The sequence below is a fragment of the Pusillimonas minor genome (assembly GCF_014237865.1).
In the GTDB taxonomy this organism is placed as follows: domain Bacteria; phylum Pseudomonadota; class Gammaproteobacteria; order Burkholderiales; family Burkholderiaceae_B; genus Neopusillimonas; species Neopusillimonas minor.
Map to the genome: position 1 here is coordinate 218,334 of NZ_JACJUU010000004.1, position 14,968 is coordinate 233,301.

The 14,968-nt window shown below is 58.7% G+C and carries 13 protein-coding genes; 6 read left to right on the forward strand and 7 right to left on the reverse strand.

Annotated features, from left to right (window positions below):
• Positions 1–131 precede the first annotated feature (131 nt).
• Positions 132–920 carry an SDR family oxidoreductase gene (locus GTU67_RS07760; protein WP_185779516.1) on the forward strand — a complete coding sequence of 263 codons (789 nt, stop codon included), beginning with the start codon at positions 132–134 and terminating at the stop codon, positions 918–920.
• Between the two features lie 13 nt (positions 921–933).
• A complete protein-coding gene (locus GTU67_RS07765) occupies positions 934–2,454 on the forward strand; it encodes a flavin-containing monooxygenase (protein WP_185779517.1) in 1,521 nt (506 codons plus the stop codon).
• Here the strand turns inward: GTU67_RS07765 and GTU67_RS07770 are convergent.
• The 5 genes from GTU67_RS07770 to trxB form a co-directional block, all read right to left on the reverse strand.
• Positions 2,420–3,421, reverse strand: a complete 1,002-nt coding sequence (locus GTU67_RS07770; RefSeq protein WP_185779518.1) for an AraC family transcriptional regulator — start codon at positions 3,419–3,421, stop codon at positions 2,420–2,422. The genes GTU67_RS07765 and GTU67_RS07770 overlap by 35 nt on opposite strands.
• A 92-nt stretch (positions 3,422–3,513) precedes the next feature.
• On the reverse strand, positions 3,514–4,068 hold the full coding sequence (locus GTU67_RS07775) for a DUF934 domain-containing protein (RefSeq protein WP_185779519.1): 555 nt from the start codon (positions 4,066–4,068) through the stop codon (positions 3,514–3,516).
• A complete protein-coding gene (locus GTU67_RS07780) occupies positions 4,061–5,800 on the reverse strand; it encodes a nitrite/sulfite reductase (RefSeq protein WP_185779520.1) in 1,740 nt (579 codons plus the stop codon). The genes GTU67_RS07775 and GTU67_RS07780 overlap by 8 nt, the downstream gene beginning before the upstream one ends.
• 362 nt (positions 5,801–6,162) lie before the next feature.
• Positions 6,163–7,017 (reverse strand): Smr/MutS family protein, encoded by an 855-nt coding sequence (locus tag GTU67_RS15585; RefSeq protein ID WP_185779521.1) that lies wholly within the window; start codon positions 7,015–7,017, stop codon positions 6,163–6,165.
• Positions 7,007–7,966: a thioredoxin-disulfide reductase gene (gene trxB, locus GTU67_RS07790; RefSeq protein ID WP_185779522.1), complete on the reverse strand. Its 960-nt coding sequence runs from the start codon at positions 7,964–7,966 to the stop codon at positions 7,007–7,009. The genes GTU67_RS15585 and trxB overlap by 11 nt, the downstream gene beginning before the upstream one ends.
• A gap of 45 nt (positions 7,967–8,011) precedes the next feature.
• On the opposite strand from trxB, the gene GTU67_RS07795 reads away from it, so the two are divergent.
• The 4 genes from GTU67_RS07795 to serS all read left to right on the forward strand — a co-directional run bounded on the left by GTU67_RS07795 (position 8,012) and on the right by serS (position 13,847).
• Positions 8,012–10,366 (forward strand): DNA translocase FtsK, encoded by a 2,355-nt coding sequence (locus GTU67_RS07795; RefSeq protein WP_185779523.1) that lies wholly within the window; start codon positions 8,012–8,014, stop codon positions 10,364–10,366.
• Positions 10,356–10,991, forward strand: a complete 636-nt coding sequence (gene lolA, locus GTU67_RS07800; protein ID WP_185779524.1) for an outer membrane lipoprotein periplasmic chaperone LolA — start codon at positions 10,356–10,358, stop codon at positions 10,989–10,991. Before GTU67_RS07795 ends, lolA begins: the two co-directional genes overlap by 11 nt.
• Entirely contained in the window at positions 10,988–12,430 is a 1,443-nt protein-coding gene (locus GTU67_RS07805) for a replication-associated recombination protein A (protein WP_185779525.1), read from the forward strand. The genes lolA and GTU67_RS07805 overlap by 4 nt, the downstream gene beginning before the upstream one ends.
• Positions 12,431–12,506: 76 nt before the next feature.
• Positions 12,507–13,847 carry a serine--tRNA ligase gene (gene serS / locus GTU67_RS07810; RefSeq protein WP_185779526.1) on the forward strand — a complete coding sequence of 447 codons (1,341 nt, stop codon included), beginning with the start codon at positions 12,507–12,509 and terminating at the stop codon, positions 13,845–13,847.
• 69 nt (positions 13,848–13,916) lie between these two features.
• Here serS and GTU67_RS07815 read toward each other — a convergent pair whose 3' ends face one another.
• Together GTU67_RS07815 and GTU67_RS07820 are read right to left on the reverse strand one after the other, a co-directional pair.
• Complete coding sequence (locus tag GTU67_RS07815) at positions 13,917–14,246, reverse strand: hypothetical protein (RefSeq protein ID WP_185779527.1); 330 nt, start codon at positions 14,244–14,246, stop codon at positions 13,917–13,919.
• A gap of 147 nt (positions 14,247–14,393) precedes the next feature.
• Positions 14,394–14,798: a hypothetical protein gene (locus GTU67_RS07820; RefSeq protein ID WP_185779528.1), complete on the reverse strand. Its 405-nt coding sequence runs from the start codon at positions 14,796–14,798 to the stop codon at positions 14,394–14,396.
• Positions 14,799–14,968: the final 170 nt, after the last annotated feature.

The window sequence follows — 14,968 nt, forward strand, 5'->3', positions numbered from 1 at the left end:
AATTGCGGCCCATTGCACTTTCGGGATAACGATAGGCACTTGCGGGATAGGCTGCGCAAGGGGTCGCTTCGCATAATGCTTCTGTCAAAAACATATAACCACGCCTTCATTAATTGACAGGAGACAAGATCATGCAGGACATGCAAGATAAAGTGGCCATCGTGACGGGTGGCTCGACATTAATTGGCGCCGCTGTGGCCAAAGCCTTCTGCGACAGAGGTGCTGCGGTAGTTATTGCCGATATCGACGAGGCAGGCGGCCAGCGGGTCGCAGACAGTCTGGGCGAACGCGCCGTATTCGTAAAAACCGACCTGTCCGACGACCAGCAAATTGATGCATGCGTGCATCAGGCCGTGGCGCGTTTCGGCGGCGTCGACTATCTGGTCAACCTGGCCTGCAGTTATGTCGACAACGGCATCGAGGCCAGCCGCGATGACTGGCACCAGAGCTACGATGTGAATGTGGTGGGCGCCGTCATGATGATGCGTGCTTGCCGCCCTTACATGATCAAGCGGGGCGGTGGCGCTATTGTCAATTTCAGCAGCATCAGCGCCAAAGTAGCCCAGACAGGTCGTTGGCTTTACCCCGTAACCAAGGCCGCCATTGCCCAGCTGACACGCAATATGGCCATGGACCTCGCCGCCGATCACATTCGGGTCAACTCGGTGTCGCCGGGCTGGACGTGGTCGCGCATCATGAATGAACTGACCGGCGGCGATCGTGCCAAAACCGATCGCGTGGCCGCACCCTACCATCTGCTGGGGCGTGTGGGTGACCCGGCCGAAGTGGCCGAGGGCGTTGTTTTCCTGTGCTCGCCGGGTGCCTCTTTTATTACCGGAACCGATCTGGCGATTGATGGCGGCTACAGCGCCATGGGACCAGAGCAGGCTGTTCCCGCCATTCCCCGTCTGTGTGAGTAACCGGAGTCAAGCCATGAAAATTGCAATCATTGGTGCCGGTTTTGCCGGCCTGTCGTCTGCCAAAGTACTGACCCAGTTTGGTCATGATGTGACCGTATTCGAGAAGGCCCCGGACGTAGGCGGCGTCTGGAGCGCGACGCGCCGGTACCCCGGCCTGCGTACCCAGAACAATAAAGACACTTACTTTTTACCTGACTTCCCGATGCCGGCCGAGTACCCCGAGTGGCCCAGCGGTGAGCAAGTGCAGCGCTACCTGGCGGCGTTTGCCAAGCATTTCGATCTGGATCGCCGCATTCAGCTGAACACCGAGGTCGTTGTTGCCGAACCCGAGAACGATAAAGGGTGGCAAGTCAAGGTGCGCAACACGCGATCCGGACAAGAGGCCGAACATCACTTCGAGCATCTGGTTGTGGCCAACGGTATTTTCTCCGAGCCATTTATTCCGCCGTATTCGGGCGTGGCCGAGTTCGAGGCCGCCGGCGGTCGCCTGTGTGCAACGTCTGAATTCAACAATCTGGAAGACGCGCGCAACAAGAATGTGCTTGTGGTGGGGTACGGCAAGTCGTCTTGCGATGTGGCGGCCGCCATTGGCGAAGTAGCCGCATCGACCAAAGTCATTGCCCGCGAGCTGCTTTGGAAAATGCCGCGCAAGGTCATGAACGTACTGAATTACAAGTACCTGATGTTGACCCGCATGGGTGAAGGCTTGTTTCCGTATATCGAGATCAAAGGCTTCGAGAAGTTCTTGCATGGCGCTGGCAGCGGGGTGCGCGACAGCATGATCTCTTCGCTACAAAAAATTTCCACGCGTCAGCTCAAGCTCGACAAACTGGGGTTGGTGCCCGAGGGGACGTTTGATCGCATTGCGCGCAGCACGGTCAGTTTGTCTACCGACGAGCTGTACGAACAGGTCGCCGCCGGCAAAACCGAGATTGCCCGTGAATGCGAAATTGCGTCGCTGGGGGCCCGCGATGGCAAGCCTGTGGCGACCTTGACTGATGGCCGTACCGTGCCCGCCGACCTGGTCGTATGCGGTACCGGGTTTAAGCAGGTCGTGCCATTTTTGCCGCAGTCGGTGCAAGATGAAATTACTGACGAGCGCGGTAACTTTGAGCTGTATCGTCAAATCTTGCCGCTAACCGTAAAGCGACTGCATTTCTGCGGCTATAACTCGTCGTTCTATAGCCCGTTAAGCGTCGAAATTGCGGCCTTATGGATTGCCACCCACTTGATGGGCGGGCTGGATTTGCCGTCGGTAGAAAAGCGTCGCGAGCATGTGCGTCGACGCCTGAAATGGATGGAAGAGCGTACCGAAGGCAAACATGCGCGGGGTACCAATATTATTCCGTTCTCGATGCACAACGTTGACGAAATGCTGGACGAAATTGGTATTAATGTAGGGCCGTTTACCCGCTTCAAACAGTGGTTGCTGCCCATTGATGCACGTGACTACCGCATGGTGACGCGCAAGCTGTTGGAACGGCAGAAGCAGGTGCAGGCTAACCCCGCAGCGTTTGTGAAGGCAGTTCATTGAACTGCTTGCGATAGGCTTGCGTAAAGTGCCCCAGGTGCCCGAAACCCCAGTCGAGGGCTACCTGGGTGACGCTGATGCTTTGCCCAGCGCGTCGCGCCTGCAACAGGGCGTCGCGCACCTTTTGCAGACGCACCTGCCTGACGTAGCCCATGGGGCTGATGCCCCGGTGTTCTTGAAACCCCTTGTACAAACTACGCGTACTGATATGAGCATGGCGCGCTAGGTCTTGCATGGTGATGGGCTCTTTGCAGTGCGCCAGAATGTATTCTTCGGCCCGGCGAATGTAGGGCAGGTCGGGTGTTGGCGCCGGGTTAAGCAGCGCAGCCGAATAGTTGTGCGGGTGTCGGGTTAACAGCGTGGTAGCCAGAAGTTGTTCTAGTTGGCTGGTAACGAGGTTGCGCTGGTCGGCTCCCGCAATGAACTGACTGGTGGTTAAAAATGCAATAAGCTGGCGCCAGGCCAGGCCGCCGTCGCGGCTTAAGTCCATGCCCAGTTTGAATTCGATGGGGCAAGGCAAGGCATGGCCCAATGCGGCTGCGCAGGCGGTTTCAAGCGCGTGGCGCTCTATTTTGACAATAAGCTGGTCGCATACCCCTTGCCATTGCATGTGTACGGGTAATGAGGGCGTCAGGACCGAGGCCATGTCGGGCGTGGAAACGATGTGCTCGGCACCGCAGCGGATATCGGCCCGCCCGGACATGGGCATTTGCACCAGCAGGAAGTCGTCAAGAGACTCGGGCTCGATGGTGACATCGGCCCCGTAGCGCAGCCGGTTGATGGACGCCTTGCCTAATGAAAGGTGGTCCATTTCGGCGTCGAGCTTTTGGCGCCGTCCACGAACGCCGAGTTCGTGGGGTTTGAAAATGCGCCCCACGGTGTCGCGGGTTTCATCCAGATCGTTGGAGTGAAACAGCCGGTGAGCGGCTAAATGGCCAACAAGCTCTGGTTCTTTCGGGAAGAGTTCCATAGGAGCCTTCGCAGAACAGGGCGCGCCGATACGACTGGTGCGTGGGGTTGATCAAGGGGTTAATCCTTGAATTCTAAAATAATTCCACGCGTTCAGATACCGAGGGGATACACCGTCTGGTAGGCGGCGGTGAAGGTGTGCAAGGCTTGTTGCGCGGCGGGGGTGTCGTGACCGGGTTTAAGCAGATAGCTGTCAAAACCGCAGCGTCGCAGGTAGAAGACCGTGTCAATCAAGACATCACCCGACGCGCGCAGTTCGCCGACCCATTGGTGGCGGGTACGCAACAGCTGGGCCAGGGTAAAGCCCCGCCCGTCGGTATAAACCGGAAACTCGATAGTGATCCAGGCGGGGGGCAAGGTGGCGCACAATCCCGCCAGCGCCGCCGGGTCGGTATCGCTGGCCAGCACCAGGCCGGGGGTGTGGGTGCGGGCGGCCCAGTGGGTCTGGTGTCTCAGCCAGTCTTGCAGGCCGACCTGCCAGTGGGGGGCATCGGGGGGCAGGGCGGGCGCCGTGTCTGGCGATAACGGGGACGTGCCATCGGCGGGCGGCACTGCGGCATGGCCTGGCGCCCACGTTGTCGGTTTGGGGATACGACGGGTGTCACCGCTTGCCGTCAAGAGCGTCTGGAAGTCTTGGGTATCAGGCATGTGCAGCCTCTTCGGTACGCGTATGCTGAATTTTGCCGGTCACAATATTGGGGTCGCTGTACACGGCGGTTTTGAAGGGCTCGGGGCCGACGCGGTCAATCACGTCGATGAAGCGCTCGGTGTCGTCGTCACGCAGGCCAAGGTAGGTTTGTATCAGTCGTTCAATAACATCCGGGATCTGTTCCCGGCTGAATGATGGTCCGATAATACGGCCGATTTCGGCACCGGTATCTCCGGTTTGTTCGGTACGTGCGGCGTTCTGGCGACCGCCCAGCGTGACCTGGTACCACTCCTGGCCGGCCTTGTCGACGCCCAAAATGCCAATATGACCGACGTGGTGGTGCCCGCAGGCATTGATGCAACCCGAAATGTTCAGGTCCAGCTCGCCAATGTCGTGCAGGTAGTCCAGGTCGTCGAATCGGGCCTGGATGGCTGCCGCTACCGGGATGGACACGGCATTGGCCAGTGCGCAAAAGTCTCCGCCCGGGCAAGAAATGATGTTGGTGAGCAGGCCGATATTGGGTGTGGCCAGACCCAGCGTGTCCAGGGCGTGCCAAAGGGCCGGCAGATCGTGGCGGGGCACGTCGGGCAGCAGCAGGTTTTGCTCGTGGGTGACCCGTAACTGGCCCTGACTGTACTGCTCGGCCAGTGTCGCCATGCGGTCCATTTGGTCGGCCGTGATGTCGCCCGGGGGCGACCCGGTGGGTTTCAGCGACACCGAAACTGCGGCGTACCCGTCGACCTTGTGGGCGTGGGTATTGGTGCGCAGCCAGCGCGCAAAGGCCAGGTTGTCGGCCTTAAGTTCGGCCACGCCGTTGTCGTGGCCGGCGTCAAAGGTTTGGTACACCGGCCAGTTGAAGCGGGCGGCGATCTGGTCGACGTGGGTTTGGGTCAGGGTGTCGGGGCCGTCTTTCAAGGCCTGCCAGTGCTCATCCACCGCTTTCGCAAAGCCTTCCGGGGTCATGTCCCGAACCAGAATCTTGATGCGTGCCTTGAATTTGTTGTCTCGGCGTCCATGCAGGTTATAGACCCGCAATATGGCGCTTAAATATGTCAGCAAATGAGGCCAGGGGACGAACGGGTTGATTTGTTTGCCCACTATGGGGGTGCGCCCCAGGCCTCCGCCTACCCAGACCTGAAACCCGGTTTCGCCGTGTTGCGTGACAGCCTGCAGCCCGATGTCGTTGACCGCAATGGCGGCGCGATCGGTTGTAGCGCCGCTGACGGCGATTTTGAACTTTCGGGGTAAAAACGCAAACTCGGGGTGAAATGTCGACCATTGCCGGATGATTTCGCACCAGACCAGCGGGTTGACGATTTCGTCGGGCGCAAGGCCGGCAAGGTGGTCGCTGGTGGTGTTGCGGATGCAGTTACCGCTGGTTTGTATGGCATGTAACTGCACAGTGGCCAGCTCGCCCAGTATGGCCGGCACATCTTCAAGGCGGGGCCAGTTGAACTGCATGTTTTGCCGGGTACTGAAGTGGCCGTAACCGCGGTCGTAGCGCCGCGCAATGTCGGCCAACTTACGTAACTGGTCGGCGCGCAGCAAACCATACGGAATGGCGACGCGCAGCATGGGCGCATGGCGCTGAATATAAAGACCATTTTGCAGACGCAGGGTACGGAACTCGTCTTCGGTAAGTTCGCCGGCCAGAAAACGTTGTGTTTGGCCGGCAAACTGGGCCACGCGTTCGTTGACCAGTTGCTGGTCTGTTTCGTTGTAGGTGTACATCGGCTCATCCTTCCAGGGTATGCGCCGAATTCTATAGAGTTGTGCGTTTTCCGTTGCTATATGCAAGGTGCTGCAAGTCATAAGCGACGCATTGAATGCTTTTGGTATGATGGCAGCGACCATACTTGGGGCGGCGTGTGCAACCTTGGTGAATGTATTTCGCCCCGTTGTGTTGCCGCAGCGCACGATATAGGTGCAATCCCTAAGTGTTTATTGTTAACAATTGGTGCACAATTCAACACATGCAGGTGAGGAGACAAAGCCCTGCATGGGCAAACCGATAAAATCGGAAATAACTATACTTGCCACTCATGGCAAGAAGCGGTACCCATAAAAATCAAAAAATGCAAAAAGGCCGGCGCTCAGCGCTGGCCTTTTTGCATTCCGTGTTCTGTTTTTAGCAAAACCTGCACCGCACCGCTGCCACCGTTGTTTTCGGGGCACTCGGTGTACGCCTGTACTGCGTCAAACTGGGTAAGCCAGCGCCGAACCACCTCTTTAAGCACCGGGGCGCCATCCCTTGACCCATACCCTTTGCCGTGCACAACCTGTACACAACGCACATTATGTGTAATACACGACTGTATGAACTGGTCGAGCCGGTCGCGGGCTTGTTCCAGCGTGGCGCCGTGCAGGTCGATGCTGGCCACAATGGCCCATTTCCCGCGTTGCAGGTTTTTCAGGACGTCGGGGCCAACGCCCTGGCGCAGGTAGTCGCTGTCCCCGCGTTCGGCATGTTGCAATACCGGGGCGAATGCGTCTGATACTTTGGCGGCGGGGCGGGTGATGTCCTGGCCTTGCGCGGCGGCTCGACGGCCTTTTAGCACGGCCTTGGCGGCTTTGGGCACAGGCGGTAAAACGGCCCGCCCGGTGTTTTTAATGGGCTGGACAAACCGCATGGTTTGCCGGAACAACGCAACATCTTGCTCTGGCACGGCTTCTGTGCCGGCCGGCCAGGGTATCGTGTCGGGTGCCCATCGACCCGGCGAGCGAGGGGCGGGGCGCCCGCCTGTGGGCGTGACGGGTTTGACGCCTGGCGCTGCGGGGGCGGGTCGAGCCGGTGTCGGAGTAAAAGGCGCCCCGGCAGACCCCGGCACTTGGCCCCGGGCTCTTTTTATAGGTGCCTTTTTGGGCGCTGCCGCAGGCTTGGGCGCGGCGGCGGCTTCGGCCTGCTGGCGCAGCTTTTTAAGGTCGGCCAGCCCGGGTTTATTCGCCACCGTTCTCGAGCCAGCGTTGCGCGTCGAGCGCGGCCATGCAGCCTGTGCCTGCGCTGGTAATAGCCTGGCGGTAAATGTGGTCTTGCACGTCGCCGGCGGCAAATACGCCCGGCACCGATGTTTGGGTAGCCATGCCGTTCAGGCCGCTTTGGGTCACGATATAGCCGTTTTCCATTTTAAGCTGGCCTTCGAAGATGCCGGTATTGGGTTTGTGGCCAATCGCAATAAAGGCGCCCGTCACGGCCAGGTCTTCGGTTTGGCCGGTTTGGTTGTTAAGAATCCGGACCCCGGTGACGCCGGAATCATCGCCCAGTACTTCTTGCAGCTCGTAGAACAGCTTCAGGCGCATATTGCCGTTGTTGACCTTGTCCATCATTTTGTCGATAAGAATGGGCTCGGCACGGAATTTGTCGCGACGGTGAATGACGGTGACGGTGCTGCAAATATTCGACAAGTACAGGGCTTCTTCGACAGCGGTATTGCCCCCGCCAACAACGACAACATCTTGTTTTTTATAGAAAAAACCGTCGCAAGTGGCGCAACCCGACACCCCGCGGCCCATAAAGGCCTGTTCAGACGGCAAGCCCAGGTATTGGGCCGATGCGCCGGTGGCAATGATCAGGGCATCGCAGGTGTAGACCTCGCCCGAGTCACCGTTAAGCGTAAATGGCCGTTTAGACAGGTCGACACTGGAAATGTGGTCGTAGACAAATTCGGTATCGAAGCGCGCAGCGTGCTCTTGAAAACGTTGCATCAGGTCGGGGCCTTGTACGCCCTGGGCATCGGCCGGCCAGTTGTCGACGTCGGTGGTGGTCATTAGCTGCCCGCCTTGTTCCAGGCCGGTAATCAGGACAGGGTTCAGGTTGGCGCGCGCGGCGTAAACCGCTGCCGTGTAGCCGGCCGGGCCGGAACCGAGAATCATTACTTTGGCGTGTTTTGCAGTCGTCATCGCATCAATATCCGAAATTAGTGTGTAGCCAATTATAATGAGTCCATGGCTCGAATACCTGCAGCATCTCCCCGCTCGTCGCGCAACGTGCGCAATGGTCCCTCGGCATTGCAAACCCGTCTTTCGGGCTTGCTGCGCGAGGCCCGCTGGATCGCGTTCGCCGCGCTGGCTGCCTGGCTGGGGCTGGTGCTGGCCACGTGGGCGCCCACCGATCCGGCCTGGTCGCACTCTGTGCAGTCAACGGTCACGCTTAACAAAGGCGGGACGGTTGGGGCGTATGTGGCCGATCTGCTGCTTTTCCTGTTTGGCTATTCGGCCTGGTTGTGGGTGGTGTTGCTGGTGCAGCGCGTGGGGGTTGGTTTTTACCGGCTTACCGGGCAGTTGCCCCCCGACGAAAAAGCCGATGTTCTCCCGCGTTTGCGTTGGGAGGCCGGCGTCGGCTATGCGCTCATGTTTGTGGGCGTCATGGGCACCGAAGCCATGCAGCTGGTCGAAACGGGCTCGCATTTACCAGCCGGTGCCGGCGGCGAGCTGGGGAAATTGCTGGCTAAAGGTCTGGGTTACACCTTGGGCACCACGGGGTGTACCCTGTTGTTGTTGGTGTTCATCGCCGTCGGGTCCAGTCTCTTTTTCCGGTTTTCGTGGTTGCAGGTGGCCGAACGCATCGGGCTCTACCTCGAGCGGTTTGCGTTGTATCTGTGGCAACTTAAAGTGGCGCGCGAAGACCGCAAAGTGGGCGAAGTCAAAAAGGCCGAGCGCAAAGAAGTTGTCGAGGCCAAGCAAGAGCAGCTCGTTCACGAGCAGCCAGTGCGCATCGAACCGGCTATTGTCAGCGTGCCTAAATCCATTCGCGCCGAAAAAGAAAAACAAAAAACCTTGTTTGCCGCGCCCACAACAACAGATGCCTCGGGCTTGCTGCCCGAAATCGGCTTGCTCGATGCCGTAACCGAGCTGCCCGAATCGGTTTCCCCTGAAACCATCGAGTTCACCTCCCGGCTGATTGAAAAGAAGCTGTCTGATTTTGGCGTGAACGTTACCGTCGTGGCGGCGCAGGCCGGCCCGGTCATTACACGCTACGAAATCGAGCCGGCCACCGGCGTCAAGGGTAGCCAGATCGTCAACCTGGCCAAAGACCTGGCCCGGGCGCTCAGCCTGGTCAGCATCCGTGTGGTCGAGACCATCCCGGGCAAAAACCTGATGGGGCTCGAGCTGCCCAACCCGCGTCGCCAAATGGTCAAACTCTCCGAGATCATCGGGTCGCAAACCTACCATGCGGCGTCTTCGGTGCTAACCATTGCGCTGGGTAAAGATATTGCCGGTAATCCCGTTGTGGCCGATCTGGCCAAAATGCCGCATCTGCTGGTAGCGGGTACCACAGGGTCGGGTAAGTCGGTTGGTATCAACGCCATGATTCTGTCGTTGCTTTACAAGGCCGATGCTACCCAAACCCGCCTGATTCTTATCGACCCGAAAATGCTCGAAATGAGCATCTACGAAGGCATTCCGCACTTGCTGGCCCCGGTGGTTACCGATATGCGGCATGCGGCCAACGCGCTTAACTGGTGCGTGGGCGAAATGGAAAAACGCTATCGTCTGATGAGCAAGCTTGGGGTGCGCAACCTGGCCGGTTACAACGCCAAAATCCGCGAGGCCGCCAAGCGCGACGAAACCATCCCCAACCCGTTTTCGTTAACGCCCGACGCGCCCGAGCCCCTGTCTACATTGCCCATGATTGTGGTGGTCATCGACGAGCTGGCCGACCTGATGATGGTGGTGGGTAAAAAAATCGAAGAACTTATTGCGCGCCTGGCGCAAAAAGCGCGTGCCGCCGGCATTCACCTGGTGCTGGCCACCCAGCGTCCCAGCGTCGACGTTATTACCGGCTTGATCAAAGCCAATATTCCAACGCGTATCGCATTCCAGGTGTCGTCAAAAATCGATTCGCGCACCATTCTTGACCAGATGGGGGCCGAAACACTGTTGGGGCAGGGCGACATGCTGTACATGCCGCCAGGTACCGGGCTGCCGGTGCGCGTGCACGGTGCCTTTGTTAGCGACGACGAAGTCCACCGCGTGGTCGACAAGCTTAAAGAGCAGGGTGAACCAAACTACATCGACGGGGTCCTAGAAGGAGCCCCTGAAGGCGAGACCGGCGACGGTGTGGGGTCGGTTACCGGCTTTGCCGATGCCGAATCCGATCCGCTTTACGATCAAGCCGTTCAGGTCATTTTAAAGAACAAACGGGCGTCAATTTCGTCGGTGCAACGCCACTTGCGTATTGGGTATAACCGCGCTGCACGCTTGCTCGAACAAATGGAGCAAGCCGGTCTGGTGTCAGCCATGCAGGCCAACGGTAACCGCGAAATTCTCGTCCCGGGGGATTCTGCCAATGCAGATTAATCAAAAAATTGCGGCTTTTTGTACCGGGGCTTTGCTGGCCTTTGCGCCGCTGGCGGGTTGGGCAGCCTCGGCCGAAGCGCAGTTGCGTCACTTCATTCAAAACGTACAGTCGGCCACCGGTCAGTTCCAGCAACAAACCACAACGCCCCAGGGGCAGGGCAAGCCCTCGCAAACGGGCGACTTCTCATTTCAGCGCCCGGGCAAGTTTCGCTGGGACGTTAAAAAGCCCTACGAGCAGCTTATTGTGTCTGACGGCCGCCACGTGTTGCAGTACGACCCAGACCTGGCGCAAGTTACCCAGCGCAGCGTCGATCAATCCATCGGCGCTTCCCCGGCCGCCATTTTGTTTGGTTCTGGTTCTCTCGATGAATCTTTCCGCCTCGAAGCCTTGCCCGACCGCGATGGTCTGGCCTGGTTAAGGGCCACGCCCAAGGGCGCCGACGCCGGTTTCAAATATGTCGATATGGCGTTTGCCGACAACCTCCCGGCGCGCCTCGAGTTGCTCGATGCTTTCGGGCAAACCACGGTTATCGATCTGGGCAAGGTATCGGTTAACCCCGACCTGTCCGCCGGCACGTTTCAGTTCAAGGCGCCTGCCGGCGTCGATGTCGTCAAGCTTCAATGACCTCTCCCGATCTTTTTTCCGGTTCGGCCGGCGCCGCGTATGTGCCTTTGGCCGAACGTTTGCGTCCGCGCCGGCTCGACGACGTTATCGGGCAAGCGCATTTGCTGGGGCCCGGCAAGCCATTGCGCGTGGCGTTTCAGTCGGGCCGACCGCACTCCATGATTTTCTGGGGCCCGCCGGGGGTGGGCAAAACCACGCTGGCCCGGTTAATGGCTGACGGCTTCGACGCCCAGTTCCTGGCCATTTCTGCCGTGCTGGGCGGCGTCAAAGACATCCGCGATGCCGTCGTTACCGCCCAGGTGGCGCAAGGCCAGGGGCGTCGCACCATTCTGTTTGTCGACGAAGTTCACCGGTTTAACAAAGCGCAGCAAGACGCTTTTTTGCCTTATGTCGAAAGCGGCTTGTTTACGTTTATTGGCGCCACCACCGAAAACCCGTCATTCGAAGTGAACTCGGCGCTGCTGTCACGGGCCCGGGTATATGTCCTCGAACCGTTGTCAGCAGCCGATTTGCAAGGCTTGATAGGCAAGGCACTGGCGGTGATCAACAGCGATCTGGTTGCCGCGTCTCCAGAATCGCCGGCATCGTCGGCATCTCCCATGCCCTTGGCATCCGAACCGGGCAACAATGATGTCGGCGATCCTGCTGGTATTGCCGACGACGGTCTCGTCGCGCAAATCTCTATGACTGAAGACGCCGCTGCGCAATTAGCGGCATGGGCCGACGGCGATGCCCGGCGACTGATCAATGCGCTTGAAGTGGTGGCCGAGTCGGCCTTGGGTGCGGGCCGCAGGCAAATCGATGCCGAATGGCTTGAAACTTCACTGTCGCAAAACCTGCGCCGTTTCGATAAAGGGGGCGATGCTTTTTACGATCAGATCAGCGCATTACACAAAGCGGTTCGAGGGTCCGACCCCGACGCCGCCTTGTATTGGTTTGCGCGCATGCTCGATGGCGGGGCCGACCCAAAATATTTGGCACGCCGCATGATCCGTATGGCGGTAGAGGACATTGGCTTAGCCGACCCGCGCGCAACCGAACTGGCCTTGAACGGCGCCGATATCTACGAGCGCCTCGGTTCGCCTGAAGGCGAGCTGGCCTTGGCGCAAGCGGTGGTCTACATGGCTTGCGCTGCCAAATCAAACGCGGTTTACAAGGCTTACAAGGCTGCGCGGCAGTACGCGCAGCAGCATGGTTCGGCGCCGGTACCCGTGCATTTGCGCAATGCGCCTACCCGTCTTATGAAACAGCTTGGGCATGGCGAAGCGTATCGGTATGCACACGACGAGCCGCATGGCTATGCCGCAGGCGAACGTTATTTCCCCGACGGCCTGGGGGCAAGCTTTTATCGGCCGACAGACCGCGGGCTAGAGGGTAAAATCACCGAAAAGCTGGCATTTTTACGCGATCTCGATCGTCAGCATCGCGGTAAAAAGTAGTCCGCACAACCGGCGGGGAGCGTCATTTTGCGCGCCTGTGCCCGGCTTTCCTTTTAATTATTTTATTTGGCTCAATATGTTAGACCCCAATCAGTTGCGTAAAGATCTGCCCAGCGTGGTCGCGGCGCTGGCCCGGCGTGGCGTGTCCTTCGATACCGAACGTTTCGCCCAGCTCGAGTCCCGTCGCAAGGCCGTCCAGGTCGAAACCGAAACCCTTCAGGCGCGTCGTAACGCTGTCTCTAAACTGATTGGTCAACTCAAGTCCAAAGGCGAAGATGCGTCTAAAGAAATGGCCGAGTCCCAGGCCATTCCCGAGCAACTGAAAGCCCTCGAACAAGACTTGTCGGCCATTCAGGCCGAACTCAACGAATGGCTCATGACGATCCCCAATTTGCCGCACGAGAGCGTGCCCGAAGGGAAGTCATCTGACGACAACGTTGAAGTGCGTCGCTGGGTGCCGGGCCCGACCGATGCCAATGGCAATCCTGCGCCCCTGCCTTTCGAGGTCAAAGATCACGTCACACTGGCCGAGCGTTTCGGTCTCGATTTCGAGTCGGCACGCAAGCTGGCGGGTTCGCGCTTCATGATGCTGCGCGGCGCCGCAGCGCGTTTGCACCGTGCCGCCGCCCAGTTCATGCTCGACCTCCAGACTGAATCGCACGGCTACACCGAGTGCTACACCCCCTACATCGTCAACAGTTCAACCCTGTACGGCACCGGTCAGTTGCCCAAGTTCAAAGACGACATGTTCTGGGTGACCAAGGGCGGACAAGACAAAGAGCCCCAGCTCGACGAACAGGGCAACCCGGTCGAACGCGAAGATCTCTACCTTATTTCCACGTCTGAAATCACGCTGGCCGGGTCGATGCGCGACACCATCACGCCGGCGGCCGATCTGCCCATCAAGCTGACGGCCCACACGCCGTGCTTCCGCTCTGAAGCGGGTAGCGGCGGGCGCGATGTGCGCGGTGTCATTCGCCAGCATCAGTTCGACAAGGTAGAGCTGGTGCAGGTGGTGCAGCCCGAAGCTTCGTATCAGGCGCTTGAAGACATGGTCACGCACGCCGAAGCCGTGTTGCAAAAACTGGGTGTCCCGTACCGCGTGATGTTGCTGTGTGGCGGCGATATGGGCTTTGGTGCGGCTAAAACCTACGACCTCGAAGTCTGGTTGCCCGCCCAAAATACCTGGCGTGAAATTTCATCGGTTTCAAATTGCGAGGCCTTCCAGGCGCGCCGTTTGCAGGCCCGTTACCGCCCCGAAAAAGGCAAGCCCGAATACCTGCATACCCTGAATGGTTCGGGGCTGGCGGTAGGCCGTGCGCTGGTGGCCATAATAGAAAACTACCAGCAAGAAGACGGTTCTGTCATTGTGCCCGAGGCGCTGCGGCCTTATATGGGTGGCATCGAGCGCCTGTAATGTAAAAAAAGCCCGGCGTGTGTTTCAACGCCGGGCCACGATGACCCGAACAGGCTTGTCGGGTTTGGTTTAGTCGCGGTACCCACGGTGTTTATGATGGCGCTTGCCCTTGTGGCCGCGCCATTTTTTATGCGGATGGTAGTCGTGCCTTTTGTAGTAGCGGGGGTATTCGTTGTAAACGACCCCGCCGGGCACAACCACAACGCGGGGCTGCCCCACTGTTACGCTCCAGCCGTTGGGTTCGTAGTGCCGTTGATAGTGCCCATAACGCGGCGGGTGCGGGGTGCTGTAGACAATGCCCGGCACGCCGACGGCAATGTCAATATCGACGTCGGCCAGTGCGGGTTGGGCGCCGGCCAAACCCAGCACCATCAGGCCCGTCATGATCAGTCGCTTCATTTTTCACCTCTTGTTAAGCTTCAATGAGCTTATTTTGGCAATAATCCCGGCCAAAAGGTGTAAGCGCAATCAACTGAAATGCTTCTAATGACAACGGCTATGGCACAGTTGTTACAGCTGGGTCGCAAGGCGGCCGCGCAACTATGGCTAATGCAGCACCGGGGGCTGATGATTTTGGTTGCTGCCTAGCCCAGGGGCTCTTGCCGGCTGCACCGCTTTGGCCGTCGACGAATTAGCCGCGCTTTTGGCGTCTTTATTTACCTCGTCGGGGTCGGCATCCGGAGACGCCCAGGCCATTAAGCCCAGTATCAGGGCGATCCAGAACAGCAACGACAGCGTTACGGCCAGTAACCCGTTCAGGCTGGCATAGCCCACGGCTTCGGAGGCGCGGATGCCTAAAACGTCGGATACGTAGGGGATATGACCCAAGCCTTCGACAAGCAAGTTGCCGGGAAGACGGTAAAGATCGCGGAGCAGTTCCCAGATTTCCCAGAAACTGTAGCGGCCATCCGCGTTGATATCAACAACGAGATCGAGCGATTTGATGTTCATGGCAGCTCCTTAAAACCGGCCATGCCAGACCCGCGTGCACAAGGCCGGAGTCGAAAAAACAGCGCGTAAATACATTGCCCTGCACGATCATCTTATGCCTCGATGCGCTGCAAATCAAACATATTTCTAAAAGCAATAAGACGATCGTTATTAGTTAGTTCTCGTGTCGA

Coding starts and splice junctions, on each gene's coding strand:
- GTU67_RS07760 (WP_185779516.1), top strand. CDS start 132: ATGCAGGACATGCAAGATAAAGTGGCCATCGTGACGGGTGGCTCGACA.
- GTU67_RS07765 (WP_185779517.1), top strand. CDS start 934: ATGAAAATTGCAATCATTGGTGCCGGTTTTGCCGGCCTGTCGTCTGCC.
- GTU67_RS07770 (WP_185779518.1), bottom strand. CDS start 3,421: ATGGAACTCTTCCCGAAAGAACCAGAGCTTGTTGGCCATTTAGCCGCT.
- GTU67_RS07775 (WP_185779519.1), bottom strand. CDS start 4,068: ATGCCTGATACCCAAGACTTCCAGACGCTCTTGACGGCAAGCGGTGAC.
- GTU67_RS07780 (WP_185779520.1), bottom strand. CDS start 5,800: ATGTACACCTACAACGAAACAGACCAGCAACTGGTCAACGAACGCGTG.
- trxB (WP_185779522.1), bottom strand. CDS start 7,966: ATGACGACTGCAAAACACGCCAAAGTAATGATTCTCGGTTCCGGCCCG.
- GTU67_RS07795 (WP_185779523.1), top strand. CDS start 8,012: ATGGCTCGAATACCTGCAGCATCTCCCCGCTCGTCGCGCAACGTGCGC.
- lolA (WP_185779524.1), top strand. CDS start 10,356: ATGCAGATTAATCAAAAAATTGCGGCTTTTTGTACCGGGGCTTTGCTG.
- GTU67_RS07805 (WP_185779525.1), top strand. CDS start 10,988: ATGACCTCTCCCGATCTTTTTTCCGGTTCGGCCGGCGCCGCGTATGTG.
- serS (WP_185779526.1), top strand. CDS start 12,507: ATGTTAGACCCCAATCAGTTGCGTAAAGATCTGCCCAGCGTGGTCGCG.
- GTU67_RS07815 (WP_185779527.1), bottom strand. CDS start 14,246: ATGAAGCGACTGATCATGACGGGCCTGATGGTGCTGGGTTTGGCCGGC.
- GTU67_RS07820 (WP_185779528.1), bottom strand. CDS start 14,798: ATGAACATCAAATCGCTCGATCTCGTTGTTGATATCAACGCGGATGGC.